We start from the raw sequence: 17444 nt of genomic DNA on the forward strand, positions 1-17444 counted from the left end.
GGGGGCGAATGGCGATGGACCTTGATATGTCGCTCCGCCCAAGTCAAGGAAAGGCCATGATGATCAGCGAGGATATTGAATGGCGGGCGGAGGAAGGGCTGGTGCCCTATCCCGATGCGCTGGCGGACATGGAGGAGCGCGCTGCCGCCATTCATCAAGGAACGGCGCGGGAGCGGGTGTGGCTGCTGCAGCATCCGCCGCTCTACACCGCCGGAACCAGCGCCGATCCCGCAGAATTGCTGGAAAAACGCTTCCCCGTCTATGATGCGGGGAGGGGCGGCCGCTACACCTATCATGGCCCCGGCCAGCGCGTTGGCTATGTGCAGATGGATCTTGGAAGGCGCGGCAAGGATGTCCGCAACTTCGTTCATAATCTTGAGGGCTGGGTCATTGCCGCCCTGGCCGAGTTCGGTGTCACAGGGCGGCGGGCCGAAGGGCGGATCGGTATCTGGACCGATGCGCCTGACGGACGCGAAGCAAAGATCGGCGCCATCGGGGTTCGGGTGCGCCGCTGGGTGACGATCCACGGCTTTTCCGTCAACATCGATCCCGACCTGTCGCATTTTTCGGGCATCGTGCCGTGCGGCATCAGCGAATATCCGGTGACCAGCCTGGCCGAGCTTGGAAAGCAGGCCAGCATGGGGGATTTCGATGCCGCGCTGAAACGGCATTTTCCCCGCTTTCTTGCGGGTCTTGGCCGGTGCAAGGCCCCAACTTGAGCTAGGCGGTGCTCGGGGCTAAGGTGGTCAGCTCACACTATATGGCATTTATCGGCCGGTCCGGGGGGACTGGGCCACCAGCACCGGAGACAAAGATCAAAATGTCGGGTCAAACTACATATCTGCGTGGCATCGCCCTGGGGATGGCGGCGATGCTCCTGACGGCATGCGGGAGCGGAAAGGGCGAAGGCGACAAAACGGTTGCGATGCGCGACATGGAAGTCGTGGATGGCACCGCGACCGACGCGATGACCGACCTCGATGGCGTACAGACCGAAGGCATTGCGCTTCCGCCTGCCGCTACCGCCACAAAGCCCATTGCACCGGCCGCAGAGACGAGCAATAGCACCGAAGAAGACACGAGCGAACAGGAAGCGGTGGCGGATCAGTAATTTAGCAGCACCCTATTTTTCGTCATCCGCGCGAAGGCTGGGATCCAGCGCATCGACCAATCGCTGATCTGAACCCGGTAGATGGATTCCTGCCTTCGCGGGAATGACGAAAATGTGAGTATGCTGAATATGCATGGGGACCGCCATCAAGGAGCGACATCAATGAATTTCAGGTCAGCGGCGCGGCTTTGGGTGATCGGAGCGAGCACCTGTATCAGCATGGCCACGCCCGCCTCGGCGCAATTCTTTTGGAAGCCTGCTGACCTTGGCGGACCGGTGCTGGAAGGGAATGAACCGGACCTCGGCTATTCGCTGCCGGGCGCCACGCCAGCCGAGTATCGCGCGGCCCTTCTTTGGAATCTGCGCGCTGGCCTCAATGTCGCGGCGCTGCAGTGCCAGTTCGAACCGACCTTGCTGACGCTCAGCAACTATAACGCCATTCTCGCCCACCATAAGGAAGAGCTGGCCGGCGCCTTCAAGACCGTAGGAAATTATTTCAAGCGGGTGGAAGGCAAGAAGGGCCAGGCCGCCTTTGATCAATATGGCACGCGCATCTACCTCGGCTTTTCGACGGTGCGGGCGCAGCTCAATTTCTGCCAGACCGCAGGCTCAGTCGGGCGCGACGCCATCTTCGCGCCGCGCGGAGCATTGGTGGAAGTGGCACGCAAGCGGATGCGGGAACTGCGCAACAGCCTCGTTCCCCATGGCGAACAGGCCTTTGGCAATCTAGCCTATAATTATCGCGCCAATCTTCCCTCGCTCGACGAGAAATGCTGGAAAAAGACAAAGCTCAGGCCCAATTGCCAGAAGGAGTGGGATGAGCGGCTGAAGCTGGCGGCGCAGACCAGCGCGGCACCGCAACCGATCCGGTGATTTTCTGGACAGGGATAATTTCACGCCAATAGGCTCGTCCCAGCCGAAGCCGAGGAAGCTCCTTTGGCTATCCGGCATAGCGATTTCGCCCGATATGAACGGAAGTGGATCAATCTGAGCAGGACGGCTTCCAACTCATCCTGAAAAGTCGCCTCTACACCCAATGGGGTAATGCGGCCCGCATCTGCGAGCATGATAGCGTCGCCCCCGCGGGGAACAGAGGGACTCGTGATGCGACAAGCCACTCTTTATGCTGCCGGAATAGGAATGATGTTTCTCGCCTGGGGCAAGCACCGGGTAAACAGCTATTCAACCCCCACGCCTTTCAACGCGGGTGACGAGGATCGGTCCGCCTCTCACGCCAACCGCATAGTCGATGAATGGACCGACTTTCTCACCCGCTATGCAGGGCAAGCATGGGAGGGCCAGGATGTGCTGGAACTCGGCCCTGGCGGCACGCTGGGTACCGGCGCTCTTATCCTGACGAAGGGCGCAATATCCTATCAGGCAGTCGACGCCTTTCCCCTGGCGGAGCGGATCGACCTGGGCTTCTACGAAGCGCTGCTTAACGGCGTCAGCCAGAAGGAGCGGCTGCTCCAGGCGATCGGCGCGCGTGACAAGCCGCCCTTTATCTATAGCGTGGATCCGAGCTTCAGGGTCGATATTGCGGCGGGCGAGAACCGGTTCAGCCGCCTGGTAAGCTGCGCCGCCTTCGAGCATTTCGACGATGTGGCTGACACGATAGCGCGCATGTCACGCGTCGCGCAGCCGGGAGCGATTGCCTGCATCCGGGTGGATTTCAGCACCCATTCCCGCTGGCTGCGCGATAAGGACCCCAATAATATCTACCGCTACCCGGACTGGCTTTATTGGTCCCTGCCCTTCCCCGGAAAGCCGAATCGGGTGCGCCCCGACGCCCTGATGAAGATGTTTGAGGCGGAAGGTTGGGAGGACATCGAATTCCACCCGGTGCGCGTCGCATCCCCGGAATATTGCGCGACGGCGAACGGCAAGCTCGCAAAAAGCTTCCGCAGGCCCGAAGCGCGGATGGAGGTACTGAGCGGGATCATATTGGGGCGGCGGACTGCCGGGTAATTACGAGCGCCACCGCGAGTAAAACCGTCGCCCCTGCGAAGGCAAGGACGATGGCTGAGTTCCCCCAAATCCTACTCGCCCCGTCGGCGCGCCTGCGGATAGGTGCCGAGCACCCGCACCCATTTGCTGTGGAACTTCAGCTCCTCCAGCGCGCGATCGACGGAGGGATTGCCCGGCGCGCCTTCGATGTCGCAATAAAATTCAGTGGCCGCGAAGCTTGCCCCGCGCTGGTAGCTTTCGAGCTTCGTCATGTTCACGCCATTGGTCGCAAAGCCACCCATGGCCTTGTAGAGCGCGGCGGGCACATTCTTCACCTGGAACAGGAAGGTCGTCATCATCGGCCCTTCACCGGCAGGTTCGCGCGCTTCCTTGGACAGCACCACGAAGCGGGTCATGTTATCGTGGCTGTCCTCCACATTTTCCGCACGGAGCTTCAGACCGTAGATTTCGGCCGCAAGGCGCGGTGCGATGGCCGCTGCCCCTGCCTCCTGCCGCTCCGCCACCAGCGCCGCTGCGCCCGCGGTGTCGGCATAGGTGATCGGCTGAATGCCATGCTGGCGAAGATAATGACGGCATTGACCGAGCGCCTGTTCATGACTGATCGCGCTTTTGACCGGCCCTTCGTCGGCGCTCATCAAGCTGTGATGAATGGGCAGGAAATATTCATCGACAATGCTGAGCCCTGATTCGGGCAGCAGGAAATGCATGTCAGCAACGCGTCCATGCAGGGAATTTTCGATGGGGATGATCGCGCGGCCAGCCCGCCCCTCCTGCACGGCATCCAACGCATCCTGAAAGGAAAAGCAGGGAAGCGCGATGCAATCGGGCGAATAGCTGAGCGCCGCAAGATGCGAGTTGGCACCGGGCGCGCCCTGGTATGAAATGGCGTTGGCCGGATCAGCCTCTGCCTTCTTGATCATGTCCTCGACGAGCCGCCGGGCGGGAAGGGGATAGTTTTCCATGAATGGATAGTGCGATTAGGGGCAGATCGCTGCAATCGCAAGCACCGCTTGCACGTTCGCATTTGCTTCATTAAGGGAGCGCGCTAAATGCGGAGCGCTCTTGCCGGGGCGCGGGGAATTCATCGGAGGAATACAGGCGCATGGACGATCGTTCCAATACCATTGCTGGCTGGGTCTTGTTCGCGGGAATCATCGCGATGGGCGCAGGAATCGTCAGTGCCGAAGTTTTCCACAGCGGCCGTCCCGAAAAAATGGGCTATCCTATCGAGGGCGTCGAAACCGAAGGTGAAGGCGGCGAATCCGGCCCCTCCATCGCGACCCTGCTTGCCACAGCCGATCCCGCCAAGGGCGAGGCCGTGTTCAAGAAGTGCGTTGCCTGCCACACCATCAATCAGGGCGGCGCCAATGGCATTGGCCCCAATCTTTATGCTACGGTCGGCAAGCCGCATGGCCATGCGGCGGGCTTTGCCTATTCCGATGCGCTGAAGGGCGTTCCGGGCAACTGGACCTTTGAAGCCCTGAACGAATGGCTGACCAGCCCGCGCAAATATGCTCCGGGTACCAAGATGACCTTTGCTGGCCTTGGCAATCCTGAAGACCGTGCGAACGTCATTGCCTATATAAACTCGCAGGGTTCCAACCTGCCGCTTCCGGCTGCCGATGCCGCACCTGCTGCGGGCGAAACCGCAGCCGCGGGAGAAGCCAGTGAAAACGCCGCCGCTCCGGCCGAAGGTGAAGCGGCACCGGCCAAGCACTAAGCCTGGCGCGCGATGTTTTCCGCGCCGGACATCAGCATCCGCACTTTGACGGGCGAGGCGCTGACCGCCTCGCTCGATGCGCTTGCGGATTTGCGGATCACGGTATTCCGGGCCTTTCCTTATCTGTACGATGGCGACAGGGCTTATGAGCAGGATTATTTGCGGGCCTATGCTGCTAGCTCAAATGCCATCATTGCGGGCGCTTTTGACGGCGACCGCCTGATCGGCGCTGCCACGGCCGCACCCATGGCCGACCATGCCGCCGAATTTGCGGAGCCCTTCAAGAAGAAGGGCTATGACATCTCCCGGATTTACTATTTTGGTGAATCAGTCCTTCTGCCGGAATATCGGGGCCATGGCATCGGCCATGCTTTTTTCGACAAGCGTGAGCAGCGGGCACGGGAGTTTGGTTTCCGTCAGGCCAGCTTCTGTGCCGTGATCCGCCCGTCCGATCATCCGGCCCGGCCCGCTGACTACAACCCGCTCGACACCTTCTGGCACAAGCGCGGCTTTGCTCCGGTTGAAGGGCTCATCGGCCAATTTTCCTGGAAGGACCTAGGGGACTCAAAGGAAAGCCAGCATGACATACAGTTCTGGCTGAAGGCGCTGTAAGACAATTTGGGTAAAATTGGACGCTATTTCCGTCGTCCCTGCGCAGGCAGAGACCCCGCTCCTCTTCGACAGGGTTGAGAAACAGCGGGGACGTGCCTGCGTGTTCAGGGGCGGCGTTTTTCGATGGCTATTTCATTCCAACGGCCAACTGCCCACATGCGAGCAACCCCAGGCCTTATCGCCCCTGGCTGCGCCAGCGGCTGACGGTGCGTTCCAAAATCTCCGCCTCGCCTCCCGTCTCCTGCCACAATTGCGTAAAGATGGGATCGCTGGACGCAGGCCGCTTTTCTTCAGCGAGATTGTCCAGCGCAACCCGGATCGGAATGGCGACGCCTTCACCGCAGATGATGCATTCGCGATTACGCAGCGCCGGAATGCTGTCCAGGAATCCCCGCGCGCCTTCCGGCATGGCGGCCTTTACGAACTGCTGGTCGCGGTCATTGTTGAGGCGCATGGCGATGATAGTGCCGCATTGCGACAACACACCTTCGGCAAGGTCGGAAGGACGTTGAGTGATAAGGCCAAGTGACACGCCATATTTACGGCCTTCCTTGGCGATCCGTTCCAATATCTTCCTGACCGCCTGTCCGCCGCCGATATTGCCGCTGGGGATGTAGCGATGCGCTTCCTCGCAAACCAGCAGGATGGGGCGCTGCGGTTCATTGCGTGACCAAATCGCGTAATCAAAGACCATGCGCGAAAGCACCGCTACCACTACCGAGGTGATGTCCGACGGCATGGCCGAAACGTCGATGATCGAGATCGGCTTGCCATCGCTCGGCAGGCGGAAGATTTTGGCCAGGAAGCTGGTCATGGTGTCGCCCACCAGCATGCCGGAGAACATGAAAGCATAGCGGGGGTCGGCCTTCAGTTCCTCGATCTTGCTCTTGAGCCGCATATAGGGCGTGGAGGTCGTGCCCTTGTCGAGCTTACCCATTTCATTCTGCAGGATGTTGGTCAGGTCCGACAACAGATAGGGGATGGGAGAATCGACGGTGATCCGGCCCATACCCTCTGCCAGGCGGTTCTTCGACCGCGCCATCAGCAAGCACTTGGCAAGGATGTCGCAGTCCATGGTGCGCTCGGCACCCTCGGAGGTGACGAGCACCTCGCAATGCTCCTCGAAATTCATCAGCCAATAGGGCATGGCAAGGTTGTTGGCGTCGTAAAGCGCGCCATTGCCCTTGAAAGCGGCGCTATATTCGCCATGCGGATCGATCATGACGATGTGGCCCTGGGGAGCGAGATCGCAGATCTTGTGCAGGATAAGCGCGGCTGAGGTCGATTTACCAGTACCGGTCGAACCCAGCAGCGCGAAGTGCTTGCCAAGCATCGCATCGACATAGAGGGCACCGCGGGTGTCACGGGTCGGATAGACAGTGCCGATCTCGATATTGGCGCGGTCGTCAGCGGCATAGATCTGCCGCATGTCGGCGCTGGAGACGGGAAAAATTTCGGTGCCCGGCGTTGGATAACGGGTGACGCCGCGCCGGAACCGGTAGATTTTGCCGGTCAGCCGTTCCTCATCCCCTTCGCCGAGGAAATCGATATCGGCGACGATCAGCCCATCTGTCTTGCGATCGAGCGCGAGAGAACGGACATTTGCGACCAGCCAGGTAGTGCCGACGCGCATCTTGACCTGGCTGCCGACCTGTCCCGCCATCGCTATGCAGGGATCGGGATCGCTGCTGAATTGCTGGAGCGTCGCGGCATCGATCAGCACTTGCGAGCTGGAGCCCGCGATCTGGAACACCGCGCCCATGGCGACCCCATTGAGCGGCGAACAGAGATTGGACGGAGTCATCGAGGCGGGGGCCGGCTGGGCTTCCCTGAACTGCCCTGCGCTGCTCATATCATTCATGCACGACCTCACTACGGAACCTCTGGAATGGAGAGGCAGGCTATCGGCAATGCGTAAAGATTGAATTGACCAGATCCTCTTTGGAGAGCTTATTTCCGGCGGAATGCGTAACCTGCGATCCAGCCAAGGCTCAAAGCGAAACCGGTGGCGGTGAGCCCATAGAGAAATGACCAATCCTCGGCCGCAGTGGCGACGAACCGCTCAAAGCCTGATTTCCGGATCTCGACCTCCCGAACTGCGGCGGCAAGCACTCTTCCGTCCTGGATCAGGAAGGTCTCGGCCGTATAGGTGCCGACAATGACCCGCGCGGGCAGCGGCAGGCGAGCGCGATAGAGAACCCCATCTGTGATCTCGACGGTGCCCGGCTCTTCCACATAAAGACCTGTACGCCGCCGCAGATCGACCAGGCCCGTCTGAAACCGCTCGATCTCGTCGGTGACATTGAGCGAGGAAGGCGAAAGCTGGATGTTGCGAACGCCGAGTTCATAGATGGCGGCGGTCCGCTCATCCACAATGTCCTTGATCGGGCGGGAGGAAGCCATGGCATAATAGGATGGCGCGGAGCGGAAATGTGCGCTCGCTGCATTGACCCAGACGCCCGCGACCTTCTGCTTTTCCCGCATTGTGATGGATTGGATCGGGCCCTTCAGCACCACCACGATGTCAGCGGAATCCCTGAGCGGCCGCCCGTCAGGATAGACAATGGCGCCGAACAGCAACAGTTCGGCTCCTGTGAAGCTGTACTGGATTTCCACCGACCGCTGCGACACGTCGGGCACCAGCATGGGCTTTGACGCGCCGCCCAGCATCAAGAGCAGCATCGGCAGCAGCAATGCGCGCCGGCCCCTCACCGGACCTCCACCGTGTAGATCTCGTCGGGCCGCCAGCCGAGCCCCAACGCCATGCGGATCGCGACGATGAGAACGATGAAGGCCAGGAAGACGCGCAGATATTCCGGCCGGACCTTCATCGACATGCGGGCGCCGACCTGAGCGCCTGTGACGCTGCCGATGAGCAACAGCAGGGCAAGCACCAGATCAACCGCCTTAGTGGTAAGGCTGTGCACCATGGTGGCCGTGACCGTGACGAAAAGAATCTGGAAAAGCGACGTGCCGACAACGACCTGTGTCGTCATGCCCAACAGATAGAGCATCGCCGGGACCATGATGAAGCCTCCGCCCACGCCCAGCAGCATCGTCAGCGCGCCGGTCATCATGCCAAGGAGAAAGGGAGCGATCGGCGAGATGTAAAGGCCGGAGCGATAAAAGCGCCAGCGCATCGGCAAAGCCGCAACTAGCGGATGATGCCGCCGCTTGCTGGCGCGGGGGCGCTGTCCCCGGCGCAGAGCGATCACCGACTGGATCGACTCCTTGGCCATCAGGAGGCCGATGCCGCCCAGCATCAGCACGTAAAGGATGCCGATCGCGGTATCGATCTGGCCGATATTCTGGAGCAGGCGGAACAGCGCCGCGCCCACCAAGGTGCCCGCCACGCCGCCCGCCACCATGACCATCCCCATGCGCACATCGACCGCGTTGCGATGCAGATGGGCGAACACGCCGGACACGCTTGCGCCGGTCACCTGCGTGGCGGCAGATGCAGCGGCGACGGTGGGCGGTATGCCGTAGAAGATAAGAAGCGGCGTGGTGAGAAATCCGCCCCCTACGCCGAACATTCCCGACAGCAAACCGACCAGCCCACCAAGGCCAATGATCACAATGGCGTTGACGGACAAATTGGCTATGGGGAGGTAAAGATCCATTTATTCCCTTGGCTAGACCCAAAGCGTGCCGATTTGAAGACGGTGCATGGCCGGAATGAGTCAAAAATCCGCTGCAAGGATCAAGGCGGGCCCGGAGCCTGGAAGGGCATGCCCCGCCACCCGCTCCCGCCATTCCAGCACCGCTCGCGCATGGCCGATCCGGCCTGAAATATGCGGACCGGCATCGAGTCGGGACAGTCCCGGCTGTGCGCCGCCGGAAAGCGACAGTCCGGCCTTCAGCGTGCCAGGCCGGATATCGGCCAGGGACGTTGAAAGGGCGATCCGCCCGTCGGCAAAGGCATCGGTCCGCGCCGCGCCGACGACACCGGCTTGGGCATAGCCCTCCACGTCAAGTCTCGAGCCAAACGGCGTGGGGCCAATGCCACCGGCTGCATAGATTGCGAAGGCATTTCGCGCGCCATCGGTTAGTGCAATGCGCCGTTCGGCGGCGATGGAAATTGGCAGGCTCTGGCTTGGACGATAAGAGAGCCCCAATGCGGCCTCCACCGCCTCAGGCGACTGCAACGCGCTGCTGATCCTGCCATGGATGGCGAGGCTGCCGGACGCAACCGGGATAAGGTCATAGGCCAGACGGGCACCAACCTGGCTGCCGCCCAATTGTCCGGCCGAGGCCAGCCCTGCCCTGTGATTGTCCGGCCTGACAAGCATCCAGGCGGACAAGCTCCAGCGATTCATCGGCGCTGCGGCACCTCCATCGGGTTGTGAAACGGGACCGGCGGGAACGCCGGGAGGTTGGTGCAATATGCCTGCGCCGGTCCGCGGCTGGGCAAGGGCTGAGGCGATGAGCAGAGGGCGGGCGGGCGAAATTGTAGGGCCCCCCGATACCGGCGGAAGGGCTGCACTGAAACTGGCGCGGCGTTGCAGAACATGAGCGGTCGCGGCCTTGAAGGCTTGGGCAGGACTCCCCCGCACGAGCGCCTTGGCGCCTTGGCTGCTGTTTGCCGTTCCATCTGCCCCCTGTAGTTGCGGGGAGGGCCGGGCCTTCTCTTGCTCCATTACCAATGTCGCGGCTCGTCCTGCCACCCAGAAGCTGAGCACGAGATAAAGAAACCGCGTCGCGCGGCCCTGAACAGGGGTGCCGTCCGTCACAGACGGGAAGCCGCAAGCTCGTCAGGGAATTGGTGCGCCGTCTTCTCCCATATGGCGCCGGACCCGCGTCTCATCCTTGTATATTGGGCGACTGCACGGCGAGCAGCCATGATGGCGATGAAGTTCGCCACAAAGTTCCGGGGCACTGAGCGAACAGCTTCCCGCCATCCGTAGAAGCGCATCACGAAGCCACAGCGCATCGCCATCCGCCAGACCAGAAGCAGGCCGTTCACGATCAGGATCAGAGTAAGATAATAAGGAAAGGCCAAAGGCTCCTTGCCAGTCAGAATGCGGGCGACGCCGGTGATGGCATAAAGCAAAAGCGCAACATAGGCGCAGGTCAACACAACCGCCGCCAGCAAGGCGCGGCGGTCCCTGAGGCGCATCCAGCGTTCCGCAAGGGTGCCCTGCCAGCCGAGCCGGTCCCAACCGGCCAGCGCTATCCCGGTCATCCAGCGAGCCTTCTGCCGCACGGCAGCGTCCAGCCGGTCGGGAAAATATTCCCGCGTGCAAACAATTCCACCCTCGCCATCGGGCAGCCGCACCAGCACGCCGCGCCCACCCAGTTCGCCAATGCGGAGGCCCAGTTCATAATCTTCGGTAAGGCAATCCGCATCGAAGGGACCGCCGCCCTGCCGCTCGGCTATCAAGCTCATGAAATGCCGTGAGAATGCGCAACCGACGCCCGCCGAGGGCATGGCTGCGCCAAGCAATTCCCGGACAATCAGCGACTTGCCATGCGCCTCGGCAAATTCATCGCAATAATGCCCGGACACCCAGCGCGAACGGCGATCGACGAGTGGCAATACCGGAATCTGCACCAGATCAAACCTGTCGAGCATCCCATCGAACAGGGCGATTTCGGCACGATGCACGACATCCTCGGCATCGTGCAATATTATCCCCTTGAACCGGAAGCCTTGAGCATGTTCCTGCCGTTCCATGGCGGCCCAGAGGCCATTCAGGCAATCTCCCTTGGTGGTCGGCCCATCGCGGCTGCCCAGGACCAGTGTGATCCGGGCGTCAAGCGCTGCAACCTCGGCTACCGCGCCGATACTGGCCGGATCATTGGGATAGCAGCCCACGAATATCCGGACATCCTCCTGCGGCCAGCATTTGAGGCAATAGCGGAGCATTGGACCAATGACCGCCGCCTCATCCCAGGCCGGAACGAATACAGCGAGATGACCGTGATCGGAGGATCGTGGCAGGGACAAGGCCGTCATCGCTTCATGGCGGGAATAAATGAACAGGCGCTTCCAGAAATGCCTGCCCGCCCAGATGACGTCTATGACAAGATCATCAATCGCCCCAAGCATGAAACCGAATGCAGCGAACAACATCAATTCATGCTGAATCCATTCCAATAAGGTGAATATATCATCAACCACAAGAATAGATTCCCGCGCGATTCGAATATACTTATGATGAAGTAGTGCAGATTTAATTTCGTATCGGCAACAAAAATCCGTACGGTCTCCTTGCAAGGTTTTGAATTTTATCCATACAATGGCTAGGGTCCCCCCGCTTGAATGAAGGGGCCCGGGAATGAAGAGAAGTGGTGGAACCTCTGCGCTGAGAAGTTTTCTCGGCAGCGAAGCCGCCGGGGGCATCCTGCTCATGCTTGCTGCTGCCGCAGCCATGCTCATGGCCAATGCAGGCGAGGCGAGCCATGCCCTCTATCAGAGCCTGCTCCACATCTCGACCGGCCCGGTGCTGACCAGCAAACTTGGCCCAATGTCGGTCCATTTATGGATCAACGATGGCCTCATGGCCATTTTCTTTCTGCTGGTAGGACTTGAGATCAAGCGGGAGTTTGTCGACGGACGGCTTTCCAGTTGGGAGCGCCGGCGCCTCCCCGTCATCGCAGCAGCCGCTGGCATGGCCGCTCCGGCGACTTTGTTCATGCTCATATCGAGAGGGGATCCAGCGCTGGAGAATGGCTGGGCCATTCCAGCAGCCACCGATATCGCCTTTGCCATTGGCGTTCTTGCGCTGCTCGGCAAGAGAGCGCCCACCTCACTCAAGCTGTTCTTGACGACGGTTGCCATAGTTGACGACATGGGCGCAGTCGCCATCATCGCGATCGCCTATTCCAGTGGCCTTAAATCTTTCGCCCTGTTCGTCGCGGCCCTGATCCTGGGCCTCATGTATGTGCTCAACAAGAGCGGCGTCCAGCGGATATCCGTCTATATGCTTTGCTTTGCGGCCCTCTGGTACGCAATGTTGCTGTCCGGCGTTCACGCCACGATTTCGGGGGTATTGGCAGCCATGATGATCCCTCTTCGGGTCACCCCAGGAGCGCCCGACGCGGCCGACAGCCCGCTCCATATTCTGGAGCACAGGATTGCTCCCTGGAGTGCATATCTGATCGTGCCATTGTTCGGTTTTGCCAATGCCGGGCTTCCACTTGGCAGCATCGGCCTCGCCGATCTGATGGCGCCGTTACCGCTCGGGATTACCGCTGGCCTGTTCCTCGGCAAGCAGATCGGCATTTTCGGAAGCATCTGGCTTTGCGTGAAGCTTGGCTTTGCAACAAAGCTCAAGGGAGCCACCTGGCCCCAAATCTATGGCGTGTCGCTGCTCTGCGGAATTGGTTTCACCATGAGCCTCTTCATCGGAGCGCTCGCGTTTCCCGATCATCCCGAGCTTGTGGAGGAGGCGAAGCTGGGTATCCTCACAGGCTCCGGCCTTTCGGCCATTGCCGGGCTGATCGTGCTGCGCTTCGCCCGCCTGCATCCGCGCCATGAGCAGATTGGGCGGGAGGAACGGAACAGGCACCGGCCGGAAATCCTGCCCGAAAATGCTATACCACCACGCTGATCTTCCGGCTCATTCTATAGGAACATGGCGGCGGCGTGGAGGATGACGCCCACCAGCCCGCCTACCAGCGTACCATTGATGCGGATATATTGAAGATCGCGGCCGACAGCGTTTTCAAGCCTGCCTGTCACTGTGTCGGCATCCCATCCTCGCACCGTTTCGCTGACGAGTCTGACGATACCGTCTCCGTAGCTCGCCGCGGTTCCGACAGCCGTGCGGCGGGCAAAGCGATTGATCATGACGCGAAGGCGCGCATCACCCTGAAGCGTCGCTCCCAGTTGACGCAGAGCTTCGCCGAAGCGGCCCGCCATCGCTGCGTCCGGATCCCGCGCGGCGCGGAGCAAACCTGCGCGGGCCTGCTCCCAAAGACCATCGATCCAGCGCTGCATGGCGGGATTGTCGAGCAGCTCGTCCCGGACCCGAGCGACGCGATCCTGCATCCGGCGGCTGGATTGCAGGTCAGCCGCAAGTTTCGCCAGCCCCTCCTCTGCCGTCGCGCGTAACGGATGAGCAGGGTCGCTGGCCATTTCTCCAATGAGCTTGTCGAGCCCGCTGATGATCGCATTTGCGAGATTTTCATCAAGGCCCGTCCAGCGCATGATCCGGCCTGCCCTTTGGTGGACCATGTCGCGGATCAAATGCTCATTGGCGTCAAGCGTCTTGGCCGCCCATTTGACGACTCCGTCGATGAGCGGCCGATGGCGCCCATCCTTCATCGCGGCCTCCAGCGCCTGCCCAAGCAGTGGCGCAATATTGAGCGCCCGGATGCGCTGCCGAAGGCCCGCCTTCACCATGCCGCCCAGACGCTCCTGGTCCAAGGCCTCCAATATGTCCGCAACAAGCCGGGAAGCGCCCTGCCGCAGCCGTCCGTCCCCAATCGCGGGAGAGGCAAGGAACCTCCCGGCGGCAGAGGCCACGTCCAGCTTGTGCATGCGCCGTGCCACGACTGCGGGCGTCAGGAAATTGTCGCGCAGGAACAAAGCCAGCGTGTCGCCGATCCGGTCCTTGTTGCGCGGGATAATGGCCGTATGGGGAATCGACAACCCGAGCGGATGGCGAAAAAGGGCAGTGACCGCGAACCAGTCAGCAAGCCCGCCCACCATTGCCGCCTCTGCAAAGGCTCTGACAAATCCTATGAGCGGGTGCAGGTGCTCTGTCGAGCGTGCCAGGACAAATAATGCCGCCATGAAAAGCAGCAGTCCAGTCGCTACCAGACGTATGTTCCTCGGACCGTTCACAGGCAAGGAAACGCGGCCCGCCTGCCGTAAATAGCCAACTTTCATGGCAGCGTAACGATCCGGGCGGCTGATTGGTCCACGGCAAGAGCCTTAACAGAGAAGGAGACGTCATGGCCAGAGCGCCAGCCCCCCGGCCTCATTCCGCCGGTTGCGGCGCGTCGCTGGATGGACGGTCGTCGCCCGGCTTGAATGTGAGCAGGCGCTTGCGCAGGTGGGGACCGATCCATTCCTCGATATCGATCGCCAGGCTGAAACTCGCCGGCACGATCAGCAATGTGAGAAGCGTCGACAGCAGCAAACCTCCGATCACCGTTATGCCCATGGGCGCCCGCCACGCGGCGTCGCCCGAGAGCGAAAGCGCCGTCGGGATCATACCGGCCACCATGGCGACCGTGGTCATGACAATAGGCTGCGCCCGCTTGTGCCCGGCATCGACGATGGCGTTGAACTTCGACACGCCCTTGCCCATTTCCTCAAGTGCGAAATCCACGAGCAGGATCGAGTTTTTCTGCACGATGCCAAGCAGCATCAGCAAACCGATGAGCACCGGCATCGAAATCGGCTGGCCCGTCAGATGCAAGGCCAAGGCGCCGCCCAATGGCGCCATGGTCAGCGAGGCCATGTTCACAAATGGCGGCAAGACCCGCTTGTAGAGAAGCACCAGAACGGCAAACACCAGGAACACACCGGAAATGACCGCCGTGACAAAATTCTGGATCATTTCCCTCTGCCACTTGGCATCGCCTACCTCGATCCGGCGAATGCCCTGGGGGAGATTGGCCAGAGCGGGCAGCGCATTGATCTTTTCCATTGCCTCGCTGTTGACCACGCCGGGCGCCAGATCCACGCCAACGACGACGCGCCGGACCTGATTGTAGCGGCGGAGCTCTGTAGGGCCGGATCCAAATTCAACATCAGCCACGGCCTTTAACGGAACGGATCCGCCCGAGGCAGTGGGCACGGGCAGATTCTGGATGTTCGCCAGATTCTTGCGGCTTTCCTCGTCAATGGACACGCGGATGGGAATCTGCCGGTCGGACAGCGAGAATTTGGCGCTGTTCTGGTCAAGATCGCCAATGGTCGCAATTCTGATGGTTTCGCTGAGAGCCGCAGTGGTCACGCCAAGATCGGCCGCCAGATTGAGATGCGGCTTAATGAGGATTTCCGGCCGCTGCATGTCGCCATGCAATCTGGGAGCGCGGATTTCCTTCACGCCTTGCATTTCCTTGACGAGATTTTGCGCCGTCTGCTCAAGGAGCTTGGGGTCATCGCCTCCCAGCATGATGGTGATATCGCGGCCGGTGAAACCGCCCCCAGACTGAGATTGGAAGTTGACCCGTGCGTCGGCAATGTTCAGCAATTGAGGCGCCATCTTGCGTTCCCACTCGACGCTCGAAAGCTCCCTGTCCTTCTTGAGGGTGAGAAAGATCGAGGCTTCGGTAGGTTCGATGTCGGCGAAGGCCGACTGCAGCATCGAGGGATCATCCAGGCGCGCGATCACCTCTTCCGTAATCCTTTCGGTCTGCGCTAGCGTGCTGCCGGGGACCGTTTCGACCTTCACCTGGCTATAGTCGGTGTCGGTCAATGGCTGGAACTGGAATGGAAGGGTATAGAAAGCCAGCACAGTCGCCACAAAAGCGCCGCCGCCGCCGATAAGCACGGTCTTCCACCGGTGCCGCAGTGTCCAGCGCAGAACCTCTATAAAACGGTCCATCACCGGCCCTTCGCCATGGCTTGCATGGCCCTTGGCCTTCAGGAAATAGGCCGCGATCATCGGGGTAATCATCCGCGCAACCGCAAGGCTCATCAGAACGGCCACCACCACGGTCATCCCGAACTGAATGAAGAACTGCCCCGATATGCCGGGCATGAGCGCGACCGGCAGGAACACCGCAACAATCGCCATGGTGGTCGCAAGCACGGCAAGGCCGATCTCGTCCGCCGCGTCGATGGCCGCCTGATAGGCGGTTTTCCCCATGCGCATGTGCCGGACGATATTTTCGATCTCCACAATGGCATCATCCACCAGCACGCCAGCGACCAGGCTGAGCGCGAGAAGGCTGATGCCATTCAGCGTGAAGTTCATCATGTCCATGAACCAGAAGGCGGGAATTGCCGATAACGGTATGGCCAGCGCAGCGATCAGCGTCGCGCGCCAGTCCCGAAGGAACAGAAAGACGACGACGACGGCCAGGATGGCGCCTTCGATCATCGCCGCCATTGCCGAATGATATTGGCTCTTGGTGTAGCCTACACTGGTGTAGAGCTCCCGGAACCGGACCTTCGGATTTTCCTTTTCGAGCTTTTGAAGCTCCTCCATCGCCTGGTCATAGACCGACACATCCGAAGAGCCCTTCGCCTTTTCAAGGGCGAAGCTGGTCACCTGCCTTCCGTTCATGAGCCCGATGGAGCGCTGCTCGGCATATATATCGCGCACGTCCGCAATGTCACCGAGGCGCACCGTGCGGCCATTACCGAGCGCAATCTGGGTCTCGCCAAGCACATGGGCGTCGCGGGCGTTGCCGAGCACACGCACCGCCTGCTCCGACCCGGCAATTTCAGCGCGGCCGCCGGTCGCATTGAGATTGACCCTTCGCAACTGGTCGTTGACTTCAGCGGCCGTGATACCCTGCGCCTGCAATTTTGCGGGGTTCAGGATCACGCGAATTTCCCGGGTGACGCCCCCGCCGCGGCGAACGGCGGCCATTCCCTCGATGCCCAGCAACCGCTTGGCAACGCTATTGTCGACATACCAGCTCAGTTCTTCCAGCGTCATGTCGGTCGCTTCGGCGCTGAAGTAGGCGATCGGCCCGCCTTCTATATCCATGCGCGTGACCTGAGGCTCCAATATGCCTTCAGGCAGATCGCTTCGAATTTGGGCCACCGCATTGCGGACATCATTCAATGCGCGGTCGACAGGCGTGCCAATGTCGAACTGGATGAAGGAACGGCTGAGCCCCTCGCTGGCGTAGGAGGAAATCTCATCGACGCCGTTTACTCCGCGTACCGCCGCCTCGATCCGCTGCGTCACCTGCGTTTCAAGTTCGGAGGGAGCGGCGCCAGGCTGGCTGACATTCACTTCAACGGCAGGAAAGCTAACGTCCGGATTGTTGTTGACATCCATGCGCATGAAGCTGACGACGCCCGCCATCAGCAGGGCAAGAAAGACGACGATCGGCACCAGCGGATTGCGGATCGACCAGGCAGAGATATTGCGAAAGTTCACCTTGCTGCCCTTC

At 60.8% G+C, this 17444-nt stretch carries 15 protein-coding genes; 7 read left to right on the top strand and 8 right to left on the bottom strand.

Translation table 11 applies throughout. From position 1 onward, the window contains the following. Window positions 1-56 precede the first annotated feature (56 nt). From lipB to VJS46_RS07335, 4 genes are all read left to right on the top strand, one after another. Window positions 57-719 (top strand): lipoyl(octanoyl) transferase LipB, encoded by a 663-nt coding sequence (gene lipB, locus VJS46_RS07320; RefSeq protein WP_324059069.1) that lies wholly within the window; start codon window positions 57-59, stop codon window positions 717-719. Between the two features lie 101 nt (window positions 720-820). Next, window positions 821-1111, top strand: a complete 291-nt coding sequence (locus VJS46_RS07325) for a hypothetical protein (protein WP_324059071.1) — start codon at window positions 821-823, stop codon at window positions 1109-1111. Window positions 1112-1273: 162 nt separating this feature from the next. Beyond that, on the top strand, window positions 1274-1984 hold the full coding sequence (locus VJS46_RS07330) for a hypothetical protein (protein ID WP_324059073.1): 711 nt from the start codon (window positions 1274-1276) through the stop codon (window positions 1982-1984). Between the two features lie 267 nt (window positions 1985-2251). Next, window positions 2252-3079, top strand: coding sequence for a methyltransferase domain-containing protein (locus tag VJS46_RS07335; RefSeq protein ID WP_324059074.1), 828 nt, complete (start codon window positions 2252-2254; stop codon window positions 3077-3079). Between the two features lie 71 nt (window positions 3080-3150). Here the strand turns inward: VJS46_RS07335 and VJS46_RS07340 are convergent, their stop codons facing one another. Then, window positions 3151-4041 carry a prephenate dehydratase gene (locus VJS46_RS07340; RefSeq protein WP_324059077.1) on the bottom strand — a complete coding sequence of 297 codons (891 nt, stop codon included), beginning with the start codon at window positions 4039-4041 and terminating at the stop codon, window positions 3151-3153. Window positions 4042-4181: 140 nt separating this feature from the next. Here VJS46_RS07340 and VJS46_RS07345 point away from each other — a divergent pair, with 140 nt between their 5' ends. Next, window positions 4182-4799, top strand: coding sequence for a cytochrome c family protein (locus tag VJS46_RS07345; RefSeq protein ID WP_324059079.1), 618 nt, complete (start codon window positions 4182-4184; stop codon window positions 4797-4799). 12 nt (window positions 4800-4811) lie between these two features. Continuing rightward, window positions 4812-5411 carry a GNAT family N-acetyltransferase gene (locus VJS46_RS07350; RefSeq protein ID WP_324059081.1) on the top strand — a complete coding sequence of 200 codons (600 nt, stop codon included), beginning with the start codon at window positions 4812-4814 and terminating at the stop codon, window positions 5409-5411. 175 nt (window positions 5412-5586) lie between these two features. Here VJS46_RS07350 and VJS46_RS07355 read toward each other — a convergent pair whose 3' ends face one another. The 5 genes from VJS46_RS07355 to VJS46_RS07375 all read right to left on the bottom strand — a co-directional run bounded on the left by VJS46_RS07355 (window position 5587) and on the right by VJS46_RS07375 (window position 11535). Then, window positions 5587-7215 carry an ATP-binding protein gene (locus VJS46_RS07355; RefSeq protein ID WP_324059102.1) on the bottom strand — a complete coding sequence of 543 codons (1629 nt, stop codon included), beginning with the start codon at window positions 7213-7215 and terminating at the stop codon, window positions 5587-5589. Window positions 7216-7361: 146 nt separating this feature from the next. Beyond that, the gene (locus VJS46_RS07360; RefSeq protein WP_414707980.1) at window positions 7362-8093 is read right to left on the bottom strand and encodes a TIGR02186 family protein; all 732 of its coding nucleotides are present in this window, start codon (window positions 8091-8093) and stop codon (window positions 7362-7364) included. Between the two features lie 26 nt (window positions 8094-8119). Beyond that, window positions 8120-9034 carry a sulfite exporter TauE/SafE family protein gene (locus VJS46_RS07365; RefSeq protein ID WP_324059085.1) on the bottom strand — a complete coding sequence of 305 codons (915 nt, stop codon included), beginning with the start codon at window positions 9032-9034 and terminating at the stop codon, window positions 8120-8122. Window positions 9035-9094: 60 nt separating this feature from the next. Further along, on the bottom strand, window positions 9095-10144 hold the full coding sequence (locus tag VJS46_RS07370) for a hypothetical protein (RefSeq protein ID WP_324059087.1): 1050 nt from the start codon (window positions 10142-10144) through the stop codon (window positions 9095-9097). Next, window positions 10141-11535, bottom strand: a complete 1395-nt coding sequence (locus tag VJS46_RS07375) for a glycosyl transferase family protein (RefSeq protein ID WP_324059089.1) — start codon at window positions 11533-11535, stop codon at window positions 10141-10143. The genes VJS46_RS07370 and VJS46_RS07375 overlap by 4 nt, the downstream gene beginning before the upstream one ends. A gap of 157 nt (window positions 11536-11692) precedes the next feature. Between VJS46_RS07375 and nhaA the strand changes: the two genes are divergently transcribed. After that, window positions 11693-12967: a Na+/H+ antiporter NhaA gene (gene nhaA, locus VJS46_RS07380; protein WP_324059091.1), complete on the top strand. Its 1275-nt coding sequence runs from the start codon at window positions 11693-11695 to the stop codon at window positions 12965-12967. 14 nt (window positions 12968-12981) lie between these two features. Here nhaA and VJS46_RS07385 read toward each other — a convergent pair whose 3' ends face one another. Together VJS46_RS07385 and VJS46_RS07390 are read right to left on the bottom strand one after the other, a co-directional pair. Further along, window positions 12982-14154 (bottom strand): DUF445 domain-containing protein, encoded by a 1173-nt coding sequence (locus VJS46_RS07385; RefSeq protein WP_414707978.1) that lies wholly within the window; start codon window positions 14152-14154, stop codon window positions 12982-12984. Between the two features lie 187 nt (window positions 14155-14341). After that, a complete protein-coding gene (locus tag VJS46_RS07390) occupies window positions 14342-17431 on the bottom strand; it encodes an efflux RND transporter permease subunit (RefSeq protein ID WP_324059095.1) in 3090 nt (1029 codons plus the stop codon). Window positions 17432-17444 lie beyond the last annotated feature (13 nt).

The organism is Rhizorhapis sp. (assembly GCF_035276005.1).
Taxonomy (GTDB): domain Bacteria; phylum Pseudomonadota; class Alphaproteobacteria; order Sphingomonadales; family Sphingomonadaceae; genus Rhizorhapis.

Bases quoted from the DNA above. Each gene is read 5' to 3' on its own strand.
- nhaA (WP_324059091.1), top strand. From the start codon at position 11,693: ATGAAGAGAAGTGGTGGAACCTCTGCGCTGAGAAGTTTTCTCGGCAGC.
- VJS46_RS07355 (WP_324059102.1), bottom strand. From the start codon at position 7,215: ATGACTCCGTCCAATCTCTGTTCGCCGCTCAATGGGGTCGCCATGGGC.
- VJS46_RS07325 (WP_324059071.1), top strand. From the start codon at position 821: ATGTCGGGTCAAACTACATATCTGCGTGGCATCGCCCTGGGGATGGCG.
- VJS46_RS07350 (WP_324059081.1), top strand. From the start codon at position 4,812: ATGTTTTCCGCGCCGGACATCAGCATCCGCACTTTGACGGGCGAGGCG.
- VJS46_RS07360 (WP_414707980.1), bottom strand. From the start codon at position 8,093: ATGCTGCTCTTGATGCTGGGCGGCGCGTCAAAGCCCATGCTGGTGCCC.
- VJS46_RS07345 (WP_324059079.1), top strand. From the start codon at position 4,182: ATGGACGATCGTTCCAATACCATTGCTGGCTGGGTCTTGTTCGCGGGA.
- VJS46_RS07385 (WP_414707978.1), bottom strand. From the start codon at position 14,154: ATGGCGGCATTATTTGTCCTGGCACGCTCGACAGAGCACCTGCACCCG.
- VJS46_RS07365 (WP_324059085.1), bottom strand. From the start codon at position 9,034: ATGGATCTTTACCTCCCCATAGCCAATTTGTCCGTCAACGCCATTGTG.
- VJS46_RS07335 (WP_324059074.1), top strand. From the start codon at position 2,252: ATGATGTTTCTCGCCTGGGGCAAGCACCGGGTAAACAGCTATTCAACC.
- VJS46_RS07330 (WP_324059073.1), top strand. From the start codon at position 1,274: ATGAATTTCAGGTCAGCGGCGCGGCTTTGGGTGATCGGAGCGAGCACC.
- VJS46_RS07340 (WP_324059077.1), bottom strand. From the start codon at position 4,041: ATGGAAAACTATCCCCTTCCCGCCCGGCGGCTCGTCGAGGACATGATC.
- lipB (WP_324059069.1), top strand. From the start codon at position 57: ATGATGATCAGCGAGGATATTGAATGGCGGGCGGAGGAAGGGCTGGTG.